At 33.7% G+C, this 15,550-nt stretch carries 16 protein-coding genes and 3 tRNA genes; 5 read left to right on the top strand and 14 right to left on the bottom strand.

Features of this window, described 5'->3' with window-relative positions:
• Positions 1 to 79: 79 nt before the first annotated feature.
• From pfkA to BC6307_RS15435, 8 genes are all read right to left on the bottom strand, one after another.
• The gene (pfkA, locus tag BC6307_RS15400; protein ID WP_066421069.1) at positions 80 to 1,039 is read right to left on the bottom strand and encodes a 6-phosphofructokinase; all 960 of its coding nucleotides are present in this window, start codon (positions 1,037 to 1,039) and stop codon (positions 80 to 82) included.
• A 162-nt stretch (positions 1,040 to 1,201) separates the two neighbouring features.
• On the bottom strand, positions 1,202 to 1,561 hold the full coding sequence (gene mnhG, locus BC6307_RS15405; RefSeq protein ID WP_066421072.1) for a monovalent cation/H(+) antiporter subunit G: 360 nt from the start codon (positions 1,559 to 1,561) through the stop codon (positions 1,202 to 1,204).
• A complete protein-coding gene (locus BC6307_RS15410; protein WP_066421074.1) occupies positions 1,539 to 1,823 on the bottom strand; it encodes a Na(+)/H(+) antiporter subunit F1 in 285 nt (94 codons plus the stop codon). The genes mnhG and BC6307_RS15410 overlap by 23 nt, the downstream gene beginning before the upstream one ends.
• The gene (locus tag BC6307_RS15415; RefSeq protein WP_066421075.1) at positions 1,823 to 2,299 is read right to left on the bottom strand and encodes a Na+/H+ antiporter subunit E; all 477 of its coding nucleotides are present in this window, start codon (positions 2,297 to 2,299) and stop codon (positions 1,823 to 1,825) included. The genes BC6307_RS15410 and BC6307_RS15415 overlap by 1 nt, the downstream gene beginning before the upstream one ends.
• Before the next feature lie 34 nt (positions 2,300 to 2,333).
• The gene (locus tag BC6307_RS15420) at positions 2,334 to 3,818 is read right to left on the bottom strand and encodes a Na+/H+ antiporter subunit D (RefSeq protein ID WP_066421076.1); all 1,485 of its coding nucleotides are present in this window, start codon (positions 3,816 to 3,818) and stop codon (positions 2,334 to 2,336) included.
• A complete protein-coding gene (locus BC6307_RS15425) occupies positions 3,811 to 4,149 on the bottom strand; it encodes a Na(+)/H(+) antiporter subunit C (protein ID WP_066421077.1) in 339 nt (112 codons plus the stop codon). The genes BC6307_RS15420 and BC6307_RS15425 overlap by 8 nt, the downstream gene beginning before the upstream one ends.
• The gene (locus BC6307_RS15430; RefSeq protein ID WP_066421079.1) at positions 4,150 to 4,572 is read right to left on the bottom strand and encodes a Na(+)/H(+) antiporter subunit B; all 423 of its coding nucleotides are present in this window, start codon (positions 4,570 to 4,572) and stop codon (positions 4,150 to 4,152) included.
• Positions 4,559 to 6,970: a Na+/H+ antiporter subunit A gene (locus BC6307_RS15435; RefSeq protein ID WP_066421089.1), complete on the bottom strand. Its 2,412-nt coding sequence runs from the start codon at positions 6,968 to 6,970 to the stop codon at positions 4,559 to 4,561. Before BC6307_RS15435 ends, BC6307_RS15430 begins: the two co-directional genes overlap by 14 nt.
• A 120-nt stretch (positions 6,971 to 7,090) precedes the next feature.
• On the opposite strand from BC6307_RS15435, the gene BC6307_RS15440 reads away from it, so the two are divergent.
• Positions 7,091 to 7,774 (top strand): universal stress protein, encoded by a 684-nt coding sequence (locus tag BC6307_RS15440; protein ID WP_066421093.1) that lies wholly within the window; start codon positions 7,091 to 7,093, stop codon positions 7,772 to 7,774.
• Positions 7,775 to 7,890: 116 nt separating this feature from the next.
• Here BC6307_RS15440 and BC6307_RS15445 read toward each other — a convergent pair whose 3' ends face one another.
• Complete coding sequence (locus tag BC6307_RS15445; protein ID WP_066421091.1) at positions 7,891 to 8,457, bottom strand: tyrosine-type recombinase/integrase; 567 nt, start codon at positions 8,455 to 8,457, stop codon at positions 7,891 to 7,893.
• A 396-nt stretch (positions 8,458 to 8,853) separates the two neighbouring features.
• Between BC6307_RS15445 and ytvI the strand changes: the two genes are divergently transcribed.
• Positions 8,854 to 9,924 (top strand): sporulation integral membrane protein YtvI, encoded by a 1,071-nt coding sequence (gene ytvI, locus BC6307_RS15450; RefSeq protein ID WP_094366145.1) that lies wholly within the window; start codon positions 8,854 to 8,856, stop codon positions 9,922 to 9,924.
• 240 nt (positions 9,925 to 10,164) lie between these two features.
• Here the strand turns inward: ytvI and BC6307_RS15455 are convergent.
• From BC6307_RS15455 to BC6307_RS15475, 5 genes are all read right to left on the bottom strand, one after another.
• A tRNA-Ser gene (locus tag BC6307_RS15455) sits at positions 10,165 to 10,257 on the bottom strand.
• A 20-nt stretch (positions 10,258 to 10,277) separates the two neighbouring features.
• Positions 10,278 to 10,351 (bottom strand) — tRNA-Ile (locus BC6307_RS15460).
• 8 nt (positions 10,352 to 10,359) lie between these two features.
• Positions 10,360 to 10,436, bottom strand: a tRNA-Met gene (locus tag BC6307_RS15465).
• 149 nt (positions 10,437 to 10,585) lie between these two features.
• Positions 10,586 to 11,068 (bottom strand): DUF456 domain-containing protein, encoded by a 483-nt coding sequence (locus BC6307_RS15470; protein WP_066421039.1) that lies wholly within the window; start codon positions 11,066 to 11,068, stop codon positions 10,586 to 10,588.
• Positions 11,069 to 11,173: 105 nt separating this feature from the next.
• Entirely contained in the window at positions 11,174 to 12,814 is a 1,641-nt protein-coding gene (locus BC6307_RS15475) for a Na/Pi cotransporter family protein (protein WP_066421035.1), read from the bottom strand.
• A 239-nt stretch (positions 12,815 to 13,053) separates the two neighbouring features.
• On the opposite strand from BC6307_RS15475, the gene BC6307_RS15480 reads away from it, so the two are divergent.
• The 3 genes from BC6307_RS15480 to ispG all read left to right on the top strand — a co-directional run bounded on the left by BC6307_RS15480 (position 13,054) and on the right by ispG (position 15,539).
• Positions 13,054 to 13,854 (top strand): DUF1189 domain-containing protein, encoded by an 801-nt coding sequence (locus BC6307_RS15480; RefSeq protein WP_066421034.1) that lies wholly within the window; start codon positions 13,054 to 13,056, stop codon positions 13,852 to 13,854.
• 100 nt (positions 13,855 to 13,954) lie between these two features.
• Positions 13,955 to 14,293, top strand: a complete 339-nt coding sequence (locus BC6307_RS15485; protein WP_066421033.1) for a hypothetical protein — start codon at positions 13,955 to 13,957, stop codon at positions 14,291 to 14,293.
• 139 nt (positions 14,294 to 14,432) lie between these two features.
• Positions 14,433 to 15,539, top strand: coding sequence for a flavodoxin-dependent (E)-4-hydroxy-3-methylbut-2-enyl-diphosphate synthase (gene ispG, locus BC6307_RS15490; protein ID WP_066421032.1), 1,107 nt, complete (start codon positions 14,433 to 14,435; stop codon positions 15,537 to 15,539).
• Positions 15,540 to 15,550: the final 11 nt, after the last annotated feature.

Genomic DNA, 15,550 nt, shown 5'->3' on the forward strand with positions numbered 1-15,550 from the left:
ATTTAATCATTGTTTCAATCAATCTGCTCTTAAACATACCTATATTTTACTAATTCTTTTTCTTCTATTCATCTTACAATTAAATAGAAAGTTCTTTAGACAATCGATACATACTTTCATCGATTTTATGAGGCATAGAAAAAACTTCATCAAAAGAGTAATCTACAATTTCGCTTTTTTCCATTCCTACTGCTCTTCCTGCTTTTCCTTCTATTAATAATTCTACAGCCCTGCCAGCAAGCCTACTTGCAAGTACACGGTCAAATGCAGTTGGAGATCCCCCTCTTTGAATATGACCTAATACAGACACTCTTGTATCTAAGTTAGTTTTTTCTTTTAATTGTTTCGCAAATTCCATTCCGCTACAAACGCCTTCTGCCACTATTATGATTGTATGTTTTTTTCCACGTTCTTGTCCTTGTCTTATACGATTAGCAACATCATCAATAGTAGTATCAATTTCAGGAATAATAATAGTTTCCGCTCCTCCAGCAAGGCCAGCCCACAATGCAATGTCACCGGCATGCCGCCCCATCACTTCAATAATAAAGGTACGTTCATGAGAAGTAGCAGTATCCCGAATCTTATCAATAGAATCTAACACCGTATGAAGTGCAGTATTAAAACCAATTGTATAGTCCGTACCTGCAATGTCATTGTCAATTGTACCTGGTAAACCGATACAAGGAAAACCATGCTCTGTTAATTTTTGTGCACCTTTGTATGAACCGTCTCCACCTATTACAACTAGACCTTCTATCCCTCTCTCTTTTAACTGTTCAATCCCTTTTTTTTGACCTTCTAGCGTTTTAAACTCTTCACATCTGGCAGTATAGAGCATTGTTCCACCACGATGAATAATATCACCCACTGAACCAAGTTCTAGCTTTTTTATATTTCCAGATATAAGCCCAGCATATCCTTGATATATACCATAAACATTTATATTGTGATAGATTGCTTTTCTCACTACAGCTCGAATTGCTGCATTCATTCCAGGAGAATCTCCACCACTAGTTAACACGGAAATTGCTTTCATCATTATCACCCTTTTTTTACATAACTTTCCCTATTGCGGTAATTTTATTAGAAATATTACTAGTGTGGATTAAAGTTAGGTAAATGTACTCACTTTATTCAATCGAAAAACACTATATCAACCTTAATACACTTTAAGGAGATATAGTGTCTTTATTTTCTCTTACTTTTCATTTTCTGTATAATATTCCTTTAAATCATCTTGAGCACTATTCTTTGTTAATTCCGTACCATTACTATAAGCTGCTCTAGTTAATAAATGACTTGTAACTGGTGCCGTAAGGAATACAAAGATAATACCTAGTAATAATCTTATACTAAAATAACCATTGTAATAGGCAAAAAACAAGAAAACTGCAAATAATGTACACATAACACCTAGCGTCGCACTTTTTGAAACAGCATGAGAACGTGTATAAATATCTGGTAAACGAATTAGCCCTAAAGCACTCAAAAGAGTAAACATTACTCCTATTATTATGAGGACAGATAATACTAACTCAACTATCATGTTTTCGTTCAATGACAGTCCCCCTCTCAATAAATCTAGCAAATGAAATAGTCCCAACAAAGGAAAGAATACCAATTAATAAAATTACTGTAAAATAAGCAGTTGTATTTACGATTATACAAAGTACGGCAACAATAGCAACTAAAACAAATCCAATAAAATCAAGAGCTAAAACTCTATCAGCCATGGATGGTCCTTTTACAACTCTAAAAAGGGCGATAATGATGGAAGCAGTCAACAATATTAAGCTAAACATAAGTACAGTAGTTAGCATTATCGTGTTACCTCCTTTATCAACTTTTCAAATTTTACTTGTGCTCTTAAAACACTTTCCTTCGATTCAGGAATATCCATTGCATGTACGTACATTCTATTGGAATCAGGGGCAATTTCCATAACAACAGAACCAGGAGTTAATGAAATCAATAAAGCTAAAAGTGTTAATTCTAACTCACCCTCTAAATCAGTCTCCAACGTGAAAATACCCGGTGTTATATCCATCTTTGGTTTTAAAATTTGTTTGACAACTAATATACTGGACGTCCATAGTTCCAGTACAAAAACAAATAATAATTTGATCGCCGCAAATAAAGTATATAGATAGAAAGTGTCAGAAACGAATCTTCTCAAACTGTATAGAATTACGATTCCAACAATATATCCGCTAATAAATGTAATTGTGTCCCAGCTGTTTTGTAAAAACATCCATAATATAGCGATTAAAATATTGATAAATATTTGAAAAGGCATAAGCCCCCCCCTTTCAGCATGACCTAGAATAACATCAATTTCTTCCGCCTATAACCGCATCAATATATTGAATAGGGTTTAATAAGCTATCAACTGCAATATTTACATAGGGAGCGAGTAATTCTCCGCCTAAACCAAGTGATATTGTTAAAAAAGTTAATACAGCGATCGGAAGCATAATACCCTTCGTAGAGCCTTTTTCCATTTCTTCACTTATTGTTGTTTCGCCTAAAAATCCGTACAAAAATATTTTAATTACGGAATACAATACCATTAAACTACTTATTAATCCGATAGCACCTAACCAAGTTAGATTCGCCTCAAAGCTTCCTTCCGTAATAAATATTTTACCTAAAAATCCACTTAACGGTGGAATACCTGCAAGAGATAGCGCTGTAATGAAATACATCCAGCCAAGAGAGGGATGAAGCCTTATTAAACCGCTTATGTCCTTAAGATTACTAGTACCTGTTAGCGTGATAACCGTACCAATTATTAAGAATAGCAACGCTTTTATTATAATGTCATGTACTAGATAATAAATGGAACCTGTCAAACCAACTGCTGTAAATGAAGCTAGCCCCACTATAATAAAACCAACACCTATTATGACATTGTAACCGATAATTTTTTTTAGATCCCAATAAGCTATGGCACCAATTGCACCAAAAATCATCGTTATAGCACCTAAAATACCAATTATTAAATGGGTAATGTGTGGTTCATGATAAAATACTAATGTAAACATTCGAAAAATCGCATATATTCCTACCTTGGTCAATAGGGCAGCAAATATTGCAGCAACTGCTGTTGGGGGGGCACTATAAGAACCGGGTAACCAGAAAAATAAAAACAATGCAGCCTTCATACTAAACACAACTAAAAATACAATTGAAACTGTTGTTAGCAATCCATCTTGACCTACTTCAGCAATTCTCATAGATATATGTGCCATATTTAGTGTACCTGTAATTGCATACAGATAAGCAATTCCAACTAGAAATAAGGCCGAGGATACGATATTCACGAGTACATATTTTACTGTTTCTCGTAACTGAATTTTAGTGCCACCATGGGAAATTAATATATAGGAAGCAATCAGCATTACTTCAAAACAAACAAATAGATTAAATATGTCTCCTGTAATAAATGACCCATTTACACCAACAATTAAAAATAAATAAAACGGATAGAAAAAGTACCTCTTTCTACTTTCTTCAATAGATTTAGATGCATAAAGAATTCCTGCTATCGCAACAACGCTTGTTGTAATAACTAGTATCATACTAAACATATCTGCAACCATCGATATACCAAAAGGTGCACTCCATCCCCCAACTTGTACTGTTTGAATACCGCTTTCTTTTACTTGATAAGCTAAATAAGCAGCCGATATACCAGTTAATGATAAAGAAATCAAACTTAGTAAAAATTGTAGCTTAATATTCCTTCTAAACAATATTAAAAATAATCCTGTAATCATTGGTATGATGATTGGTAAAATAACTATATTATTCATCTTCTATACCTCGCAATTTATCCGTATCATCTGTTCCCAATACTTTATATGTTCTAAACCCAATAACTAAAAACAGTGCAGTAACTGCAAAATTAATTACGATAGCTGTTAACACAAGTGCCTGCGGCAAGGCATCTGTAAAAGAAGTTGTATCGCTACCTAATAATGGTGGGCCTCCTTTTTTCAAACCACCCATTGTTAAAATTAAGAGATGAACTCCATGACTAATGACCGAAGTACCTAAAATAATCCTTATTATACTTTTCGATAATATTAAATAAGTACCAGCCGTAAATAAGAGTCCTATTACGATTGCCATAATTGTTTCCATCTAATCAGCCTCACTTATCGACAAAATAATCGTGACTGCAGTACCTATTACAGCTAAGGCAACTCCAATATCAAAAATAACTGCAGTAGCTAATTCAGTTTCACCAAATAAAAATAAATCAAAATAATCATAAGTGTGGCTTAAAAAAGGATAATTAAAAACTAGAGAACCTAGACCCGTTAATACAGCAATAATGACTCCAATTGCTGTCATCTTTTTATAGTCAATTGGTATGTTTTTTTGGATCGTCTCTATATCAAAAGTGATAAACAATAAGACAATTCCCGCAGCTAAAGAAAGTCCTCCGATAAAGCCTCCCCCAGGATTATGATGTCCTGCAAAGAAAAGGTGGATAGAGAATGTAAAAATAATTACAACAACTGCTTTAACAATTGCTCCTAAAAAAAGATCATTTCGTTTCATCTCTATCCCTCCTTTCTAGATTTAATTTCACTAACGTATATACACCTAAACCAGCGATACATAAAACTAATATCTCTAACAGAGTATCTACACCTCTAAAGTCTACAAGTATTGCGTTCACTATGTTTTTTGCTCCTGCTAATTCATAAGCATTTTCAAAATAGTTAGAGATAGGCTCAAATAATCTATTACCATTTGCTGCAAGTGCTACAATGGTAACTGTTACCCCTACTCCGATAGAAATAATCCAATTCGTAGTGTTATGACGTACTTTACTTTTCTGCTTACGCAATTCAGGCAAATGATAAAAGCAAAGTAAAAATAAAGCCGCAGTAACTGTTTCTACCACAAGTTGTGTCAGCGCCAAATCTGGTGCCCTAAACACGACAAACAATAGGGAAACAATATATCCTAGTGCTCCCACACCAATAACAGCAGTTAGCCTAGAATTGGTAAATAAAATCAGCAGTGTAGATATAATAATACCAAATAGCAACACACCCTCATAAATGCTAATAGGAGCATCGTTAGACATATCAAATGAGATACCGTTTAATAACCAAGCTGTACCTCCTACTAGAACGATAAATGCAAACATTATATACACTAAATAATCTCTTATAAGACCTGTCATGTATCGATCTGTAATTTTTTTAGATGTTGACTCAGCTTTTACTAAGCTTGCATTGTAAATATTATTTAACGTTATTGCATTCGGGTATAAATAAAATAATCTAGACCACTTTTTATACGTTTTATACAATAGTGTCCCGAGAACTGCAACACCTATTGTCATGTATAACTCTGTATTCCACCCGTGCCACGCTTTAATATACAGCCCTTCTATACCACCTTCGAGATGTGGTAATACACCTATTAATGCAGGCTGCATTATATAGGTTAGAAGTTCATTCGGAAAAATAAAGATGATGACTACTAAGCTCGCTAGCACTATTGGTGAAATTAACATTCCAATAGGTGCCTCGTGAACTACTTTGTCTAGCTTCTCTGGCTGATGTTTTCCAAGAAACGTTTTGAAAACAAGTATCATACTATAAATAAATGTAAATACACTAGCTATCCAAATAATGATTAGAAGTAACGTTCCAATATTAGAAATACCAAACTGACCATGCTGAGTAACCTTTAAGAAACTTGTAAAGAACATTTCTTTACTCAAAAACCCATTAAATGGTGGGAGCCCTGCCATGGAAAAACTTCCTATTAAAGCTAAAGTGAAAGATATAGGCATTAGTGAAATAAGCCCACCGAGTTTCCTAATATCACGCGTTCCAGTTTCATGATCGATAATTCCAACGACCATAAATAAACTTCCTTTAAATGTCGAATGATTTATAAGGTGGAAAATAGCAGTTAAAATTGCTAATGCAAATACCTCCGCTTCACTTCCCACTTCAAAATACATCGCTGCTGAACCTAATCCTAATAAACTCATAATTAAGCCTAATTGACTAATCGTGGAGTATGCTAATAATGCTTTTAGATCCACTTGTTTAACAGCAGTTAGAGATCCATATATTAAAGTAGTTACCCCAATAATCGTGATGATCCAAAACCACTCCATACTTCCACCAAAAACAGGTGTAAATCGAGCTACAAGATATATACCCGCTTTTACCATCGTAGCAGAGTGAAGGTATGCACTAATAGGGGTTGGTGCTTCCATCGCATCAGGTAGCCATATACTAAATGGAAACTGTGCTGATTTTGTAAAAGCACCTAATAGTATTAAAATCATAGATGGTACAAACAACGGATTAGATACAATTTCCATTCTTGATTGCCAAATTTCACGAATGCTGTACGTATCAGCCATCATTGACAGCATAATAAAACCAGCTAACATCGCTAAGCCACCAAAAACGGTTATTAATAACGATTTTTGTGCTCCATAACGAGAAGCTTTACGTTGATACCAATAGGCAATAAGTAGAAAAGATGAAATACTTGTTAATTCCCAGAAAACATATAGTATTATGATATTATCTGAAAAAACTAAACCTAGCATAGCCCCCATAAATAGTAGCAAATAAACATAGAAATTATGTAGAGCTTCTTTTAGCTTAGACATATAGTATATGGAGTATAAAATGACCAAAGCACCGATACCGGCAATGAGCAATCCGAACACTAAACTTAAACCATCAATGTATGCAGTAAAATTCAAATCATACGATGGAATCCACGGAACGGTCACTAATATGTTTTCCATATTGTAAATACTAGGTACTACGGAAAGTAAATATATAAAGATAACAGTAGGCACAACTAACACAAACCACCCAGTATGTATACGCGGGTTGAATATTTTATATAGTGCAGGTACTATTATCGCAAAAATAAATGGTAAAAATATCATTAAAAGTAACCAATTCATCAAATTCCTCCTAACAAACTAACAAATCCCATTGACTTACAAGTAAGGCATAAGCTATATTCATACATATATTCAAATTACCATTAGGTAACTAATTTCCTTTGAGGTGAAAATCAATTGATAAAAAAAGTAAAAAGTCGAATGGACGAAAGTATTTTAGTATGTGTTTATTATGGTCCAAACGGTGAAAGATTAATAAAAAGAGGCGCCAAAATCGCAAACATGCTTGATTGCCCATTTTATATTGTTACTGTTGATCCAAGTCCTTTTGATGAATTAGATGCAGAAAAGACGGATTACATCACAAAATGGAAAAATCTTGCTGAGGCAAATAATGCCGACGAGTTTATAATTAAAGATAATGAAAAAAGACCGTTTGCTAAAGTTATTGGTGAGGTTGCTAGAGAAAAACATATAACACAAATCGTTCTTGGCCAAACAGCACAAAGTCGCTGGGAGCAAATAGCAAAAGGTTCAATTATTAATACTTTAATACGAGAGATTCCGTTTATAGACCTTCATATCGTGTCAGTTGCAAGAACATTAAAAGAGCAAGGTGAAATGTATGAAAAAGGATGTCGGGCATATCTTGTGAAAGAAGATGAAAACTACCTTTTAAGCTTTAAATTTTCACCTCATGTCGAATATGAAGGTATTTTCTTTAAAGAGATAGGTACTGACTTCAATAACGGGTTATTTAAATTTATAAAAGGGACAGAAACAATACAAGTGCATGTAACTGAGGATATAGTTAATGACAAATATACAGATTTATTAAATAAAGATCTAGACGAAAAGCACTAACCTCACCGCCTCCGATAATGGGGGCTTTTTTCTTTAACATTTATAAAAGTTAAAGACTCATCTTTCCTAATTATGATAAACGAGCTTACCCATGCGAATTTACATGGTAACTTATCTTATAGATTTACATCCACTTTAACTGGATAATTATCTGACTTACAAATACCTAGATATCTAAAAGTTTCTGCTGGGGTTTGATGGTTATAGATCGACATTAGTATAGAAATTGCTATACCTTTTTTATAGGCATGATAGCCAAATGTTTTCCTTAACGTGTGAGTACCGATTTTCTCTGTAATTCCTGCTTCCCTGGCTGCATGATTAATAATTCGGTAAGCTTGTTGACGTGTTATTGGTAGATTATTTTTCTTGGATTTAAAGATATATTCATCTAGAAAAACTTCATTCTTCGTATTTAAATATAATTTAACTGCATCTTCTATCTTGCTATTTAAGTAATATTTTTTTACTTCTTTATGTTTTTCATCATATAATTGTAAAAAATCTTTTGTTTGTTCCCCTTCCCAAATATCACTAATTTTCAATAATAACAAGTCACTTATATTGAGACCAGTATTTATACCAAACACAAATAATAAGTGATCTCGTTTTGATTGTTTTTTTAGTATTTCTTTTATCCGATTTATTTGGTCAACCCTTTTAATTGGCACAACATATTCCATTATAGAGCCTCCTGTGCGTTAGTTACACAAGTAAAGATTATCATAATTTGTGTAACATAACAATTATTTTACACTCATTTTTTTTGATTTATTGTTATAAATAGGTTTATTTTTTCACTTAACAAGCTGGCTAAACTACCGCTTTATTTCCTGTAATCCTCGAAAAAAACAATAATAGTGGTAAAATTAAAATAAAAAAATAACGTCACTATTACTAATGTTACAAAAATGTGAAACTTCATTTATTGGAGGAAAAACATTATGCAACTTCTATCAGTATAAATGCCTAGACCATAATAGTCTCATTTGTTATAGAAAGGTTTAAAGGATCAGGTGTACCGATATATATAAGTAGAGTGTCATTTATAAATGAATAAAATATAGGAGGAATCTTTATTGTTAAGTAACATTAACCCTAGAAAAGTTTTAATTATACTTTTCACCATCGCTACTATTGTATTTGTATATATTAATTTTTCTGTTTTTTCACCAGTACTTTTTGCTCTTTTAACAGCAATCATTTTTGAACCTTTTATCAGGCTGTTAAAAAAGCAGTTAAAATTTAAGAGTAGAATTATCCCAGTACTTATTACTTTTTTACTGTTTATTTTAACTAGTACGGGAGTTATTTATATTACACTCACTCGAATTTTAAAATCATTCAATGAATGGATGACACTCTTACCTAGATATGTGTTGGATATTCAAAATTCTATAGACGCATTAATTTTAAAAGTAAATGATTTAATTTATGAATTACCTCAACACGAACTAGTTATTAGAGAGATGAATAAACAAGCAGAAGGTTTAATTGATTTAGTGTTAAAATTAACATCTCATTTCGCTTCTTTAGTCGGTTCATGGCTACAAGCTGTTCCTAATTTTCTATTTGTATCTTTAGTTTATTTAATTACGTTATTTTTATTTAGCTTAGATTTACCAAGATTATTTCGATTATTACTCAGTTTGTTTAGCGAAGAAACAGCTAACAAAATGCAGATTATTTTCACTCGTCTAGGAAAGGTGTTTATGGGATATTGGAAGGCCCAGCTTATTATGAGTATTGGGGTTTTTATTATCACTTATATTAGCTTGCTATTTATCACACCGAAACAAGCTCTAATTATGGCGTTCATTATTTGGATAGTGGACATTATCCCGTTATATATTGGACCTGCGCTCGTCTTGATTCCATGGGGCTTACTTATGATTATTTTAGGTAGTTCCGCTACCGGAATTCAACTAATGGTCCTTGCCATTGCTTTAACAATTATTAGAAGAATTGTTGAACCAAAAATTTTAGGAGACTCGATCGGCCTTGCAGCCCTACCAACCATTTTAACTATGTATTTTGGGTATGTTTTCTTTGGAGTGCTGGGCCTTATTTTCGGTCCGTTTGTATATATCGCTATGTTAAGTATAAAGGAAACAGGATTATTTGAAAGGAAGAAACAAATAAAGGATTAGGTTATTAGATAAACCAGTTGGTCGAGAGGCCTTTTTAGAGGAAGCGAACTACGTTAGTTATCTTATGTGATATTTACCAGTACGTACTTTTAGCATGAGTCTTTTTTCATACTTAGATACAAAAAAAAAGTCAATAAAATTTCGACTTCTTTTTTGTATTCAAGGAACAAATAATGACCCTATGTATAGTCGGACATAGGGTCATTAATATTGAACTTTTATATTTCCAATTGTTATGTATGGCGGAGGAAGAGGGATTCGAACCCCCGCGGGCTTTAACACCCCTGTCGGTTTTCAAGACCGATCCCTTCAGCCGGACTTGGGTATTCCTCCAATATATCTTGCTAAAAAAATGGACCCTGCAGGACTCGAACCTGCGACCGGACGGTTATGAGCCGTCTGCTCTAACCAACTGAGCTAAGGGTCCTCTTAAGTTGGTAGCGGCGGAGGGGATCGAACCCCCGACCTCACGGGTATGAACCGTACGCTCTAGCCAGCTGAGCTACACCGCCTTAAAAATAGAATATGAGGATTCAACTGCACTCGTCAGCTTATCAACATTTCTATTGTATCAGCTAACTGCCACGTTAGAGACATATACCAATTTAACACGGGAGACCGTCTCTGTCAACAGTTTGTAACTAATAAATTTTTCAAAAGTTTATAAAACGACAATGAAGAAATAAATAATCATAATTGCTTGAACTATCCCTTTAACAATAGCACTACTAAATAATCCTACTACCGATCCTACCCCAATTTTAATAGATGTTTTTATATCTTGCTTTTTTACTAATATTTCTGCAATAATTGCACCTAAAAATGGACCTAAAATAAAACCTGCCACTGGTATGACAAAAGGACCAATAATAATACCTATTGTACTCCCCCAAATGGATGCATTACTTCCACCAAATTTCTTTACACTAATAATATTTGCTAAATAATCAGCTATAAATAGTAATAGTACAAATACACCTTGAAAAAGCCAAAACCATATATTTAAAGAAGCAAACGAAAATGCAAAACCATATAGAAGGAACGCGCCAACAATAAAAAAAACACTCGGTATGATAGGAAAAACTAAGCCAATGAACGCAACAACGAACAGCCCAATTATTAATATCCAATATAATAATTCCATTTTTGACCGCCCCCTATAAATATCAATCATTTCCCTCTATGCAAACGTATCAGTCTTTCTTAATACAATTAGAGAAAAGAGCGAGATACCCTCGCTCTTCTACAATTAATATGTTCCGTGGTCTTCGCCTAACACTGCTTCTGCAATATTTACAGCATGATCACCGATACGCTCTAAGTTACTAACAATATCAACGAATACGATACCAGCCTGTCCAGTACATACCCCTTCATTTAAACGTAATATATGTTTTTTACGTAAGCTTCTTTCCATTTTATCTATTTTTTCTTCTTTCAACATTACATCTTTAGCAAGTTCTAAATTACCAGTGTTTAAGGCTTCTACTGCTTCTTTTACAGTAGAAATTGTAAGAGTAAACATTTCATTTAAATCTTGTTCTGCATTTTCTGTTAATGAAACTTTGTTAGAAATTTGATAATCAACCAACTCTAATATATTTTCAAAATGATCACCTATTCGTTCGATATCTCGAACTGTATCCATCAACATAGAATGCTCTTCTGATTCGTGAGCAGATAAAGAACTAGATGATAATTGAATTAAATAATCCGTAATTTTTCTGTCTAAATTATTTATAGCATCTTCTAATTGAAAGGCTGAATCTGAATGTTTTTGAGAAGAAGAAATTAAATATGCCTTCGTTTCTTCTAAACCGACAACTGCGAAGTTACCCATACGTACTACTTCTTCTTTCGCTTGTCCTAAAGCAAGAGATGGTGATTGCTCAATAAATATTGGATCTAAATGTTTTGCTTTATATTCAAAAATACGGTCTTCCCCAGGAATTATTTTAGTTACCATTAAAACTAATAGAGCAATAAAAGGGAATTGTATGATCACGTTAGAAACGTTAAATATTCCGTGAGCAAATGCAATAGTCATCTCTGGATTCAAACCTAGGCTAGATTGAATGATTTCGATAAGTGCTCTAAACGGGCCTAAAATGATTAGAACAATAATAGTACCAATAATATTAAACAATACATGTGCTAATGCTGCCCTTCTAGCAGCTACACTTGCACCTAATGATGCTAAAACTGCTGTAATAGTTGTCCCTATATTATCTCCAAATAATACGGGTAGAGCAGCCTTCAAATCAATAGCACCTTGACCATATAATTCCTGAAGGATACCTATTGTTGCACTTGAACTCTGCACGATAACAGTAAATATAGTACCAACTACGACACCAAGTATCGGTTGTTCGCTCATGGAAACTGTTAAATCATAAAATGCTTGTAAGCCTGCTAATGGCTTTAACCCGTCTCCCATAATTTTTAGCCCTAAGAAAAGGGCACCAAAACCGAATACTATTTGTCCTAAATATTGTAGTTTCTTCGCTTTAAAGAAGAAAAGCAGGATAGCTCCCGCTGCAATTATAGGAAGAGCATAGTCAGTAATTTTTATTCCAATAATGAAGGCCGTTACAGTAGTACCAACATTGGCACCCATAATTACCCCTACAGCTTGGCGTAATGACATAAAACCGGCACTTACTAGACCAACTGTTAGCGCTGTAGTTCCTGAGCTTGATTGAATCAAAACTGTCACAAGAATACCTGCTAATACACCCATAAATGGGTTCGTTGTCATACGATCTAAGATGTCACGCAGTTTATCACCTGCTGATTTTTGTAGTCCGTCTCCCATATATTTAATACCAAAAAGGAAAATACCGAGACCACCTATAAATTCAAATATCGTTCTCTGAACGTCGATTTCCAAAAGTAACAACCCCTTAATCCAAATGAAATATTTTCGACATTAATCGACAGCAACCAACATAGCTTGGCCCTTCATAATTATTAACGAATAATTAATGAAATGTAAATAGAACTAGAGTAAAATTTACAATATCTTTACAAAGTAATTTACAATTAAAAATAATATAGATTTTCGTTTACTATCAGTATCTAATCAGATAACATTAAATTGTAAAAAAAACGGTAAAAGGATGGGTAATCATGAATATTTTTAAACAATTTATAAAGAGCCTATATTCTCCTAAAGAGATGGCTAACTTTTATCAACAAGGAATCGGGAAAACGATATTGTACATATTCTTCCTTGTCCTCGTAACTTCTATTCCATTTTTCATATCCATCGGAATAGCAATTAACCAATTACATTCAGCAGCAGAAACTGTTGTTAAAAGTGATTTACCAGAGTTTGTAATTGAAAATGGGGAATTTACTGCTGATGTAGATGAGCCCCTCATTATGGACCAAGACGGTTTAGTTCTAATGCTTGATCCTAACTCTGAATTTTCACTTTCCGAAATTGAAGACTTCGGTGATGTTATTGCGTTACAACGTTATGAAGTAATTACGATCATTGATGGCACAACCGAAATATTTGATTTAGGTCAAACAGACGGATTCACTATTTCAAAATCCGACTTAGAATCACTTTTAGATACAGTTGGTTCGTTCATACCACTTATTATCTTTTTGTTTGCAGCTATCATGTATATTCTTTTTAGTCTAGGCAAATTTATTCAAGTTACCTTATTAGGTTTAGTTGGTCTTATTCTAAAAGGTAGCTTAAATAAACCATTTATAAAATATCGTCATACGTGGATCTTATCTGCATACGCAGTAACAATTCCTACAGTCTTATTCGCTCTACTAGAATCTATTGGGATTTATATCCCATACACGACCATTATTAGTTTCACTGCTGCTTTCTTTATTCTTTATTTAATTGTAAAAGAGTTAAAAGAAGATGTGAAAGAGGAGCAAGAAGAAGACATTACACAGTGGTAAATTTATAAAAAACATCAGTGAAAATTTTGCTGATGTTTTTTTGTCATATTTTCTCCCTATGAGCATATACATTAATATGCTTGTCCAAGGAGGAAGAATGATGATTCGATTATTTGTAGCACTTTTACTTGGTATTACATTTTTCAGCATATACTATGATTTAACAGAAGGGACTATCCCTACACCTAAAGAAGATAGTATACCTGCTTCAAATATAGTTCAATTACTGGAAGATACCGATTCAATTATAGAGGAAGATTACGTAATGATTGAAGTAATGCCGGGTGATACCGTTTTAACTATAGTGGAAAGAATAACTAATGGTCCTTTACCGGTAACCGTTCCACAATTAATTCACGATTTTGAACTACTAAATGATAATGTTACACCTGAACGAATTCAAATTGGAAAAACATATAAGTTTCCTGTCTATCCATAATTAGCATTGTTTAATACTTGTCAAAATGATGTATACGTTGATACAATATTTTGGTAGGCACAATGGAAAAATAATATTCAACCATTAAGTTGAGTAGTTAAGTCCTTCAAAAGGATTAACGTTAAAGGAGCGATTACTCGTGAAAGAATTAATACATCGTACGAAAACTCGCCCAGTTAAGGTTGGTAACTTAACAATTGGGGGAAGTAACGAATTATTTATACAAAGTATGGCCACTACAAAAACACATGATGTTGAAGCAACCGTTGCTGAAATTCTTCGTCTAGAAGAAGCAGGTTGCCAAGTTGTTCGAGTTGCAGTTCCTGACGAAAGAGCTGCAAATGCAATTCCAGAAATTAAAAAAAGAATAAACATACCGTTGGTCGCTGATATTCACTTTGATTATAAACTTGCTTTAAAAGCAATTGAAGGTGGAATTGATAAAATCCGAATAAACCCAGGTAATATTGGTCGCCGTGAAAAAGTTGAAGCGGTAGTAAATGCTGCTAAAGCAAAAGGAATTCCAATACGTATTGGTGTAAATGCTGGTTCATTAGAAAAAAGAATTCTTGAAAAATACGGTTATCCTACTGCTGATGGAATGGTGGAAAGTGCTCTACATCACATTAAAATCTTAGAGGACTTAGACTTCCACGATATTATCGTTTCCATGAAAGCTTCTGATGTAAACTTAGCAATTGAAGCTTATGAAAAAGCAGCACAAGCTTTTGATTATCCTCTACATTTAGGTATTACAGAATCAGGTACATTGTTTGCTGGGACTGTTAAAAGTGCAGCTGGCCTAGGTGCTATCCTTAGTAAAGGAATCGGTAACACATTAAGAATATCTTTAAGCGCGGATCCTGTAGAAGAAATAAAAGTGGCAAGAGAGCTATTAAAATCCTTTGGTCTTGCTTCCAATATGGCAACATTAATTTCTTGCCCGACGTGCGGACGTATTGAAATCGACTTAATTAGTATTGCAAATGAAGTCGAAGAATACATCTCAACGATAAAAGCTCCAATTAAAGTTGCTGTATTAGGTTGTGCAGTTAACGGACCTGGTGAAGCACGAGAAGCTGATATTGGAATTGCAGGGGCTCGTGGTGAAGGTCTACTATTCCGTAAAGGAGAAATTGTCCGTAAAGTACCAGAAGAGACAATGGTAGAGGAACTAAAAAAAGAAGTAGATAAAATTGCCGAAGAATATTATGCAAAACAAGAGGCAGAAAAAGCTAATGCTTAAAAATAGTTCAA

Source organism: Sutcliffiella cohnii, from assembly GCF_002250055.1.
GTDB classification, from domain to species: domain Bacteria; phylum Bacillota; class Bacilli; order Bacillales; family Bacillaceae_I; genus Sutcliffiella; species Sutcliffiella cohnii.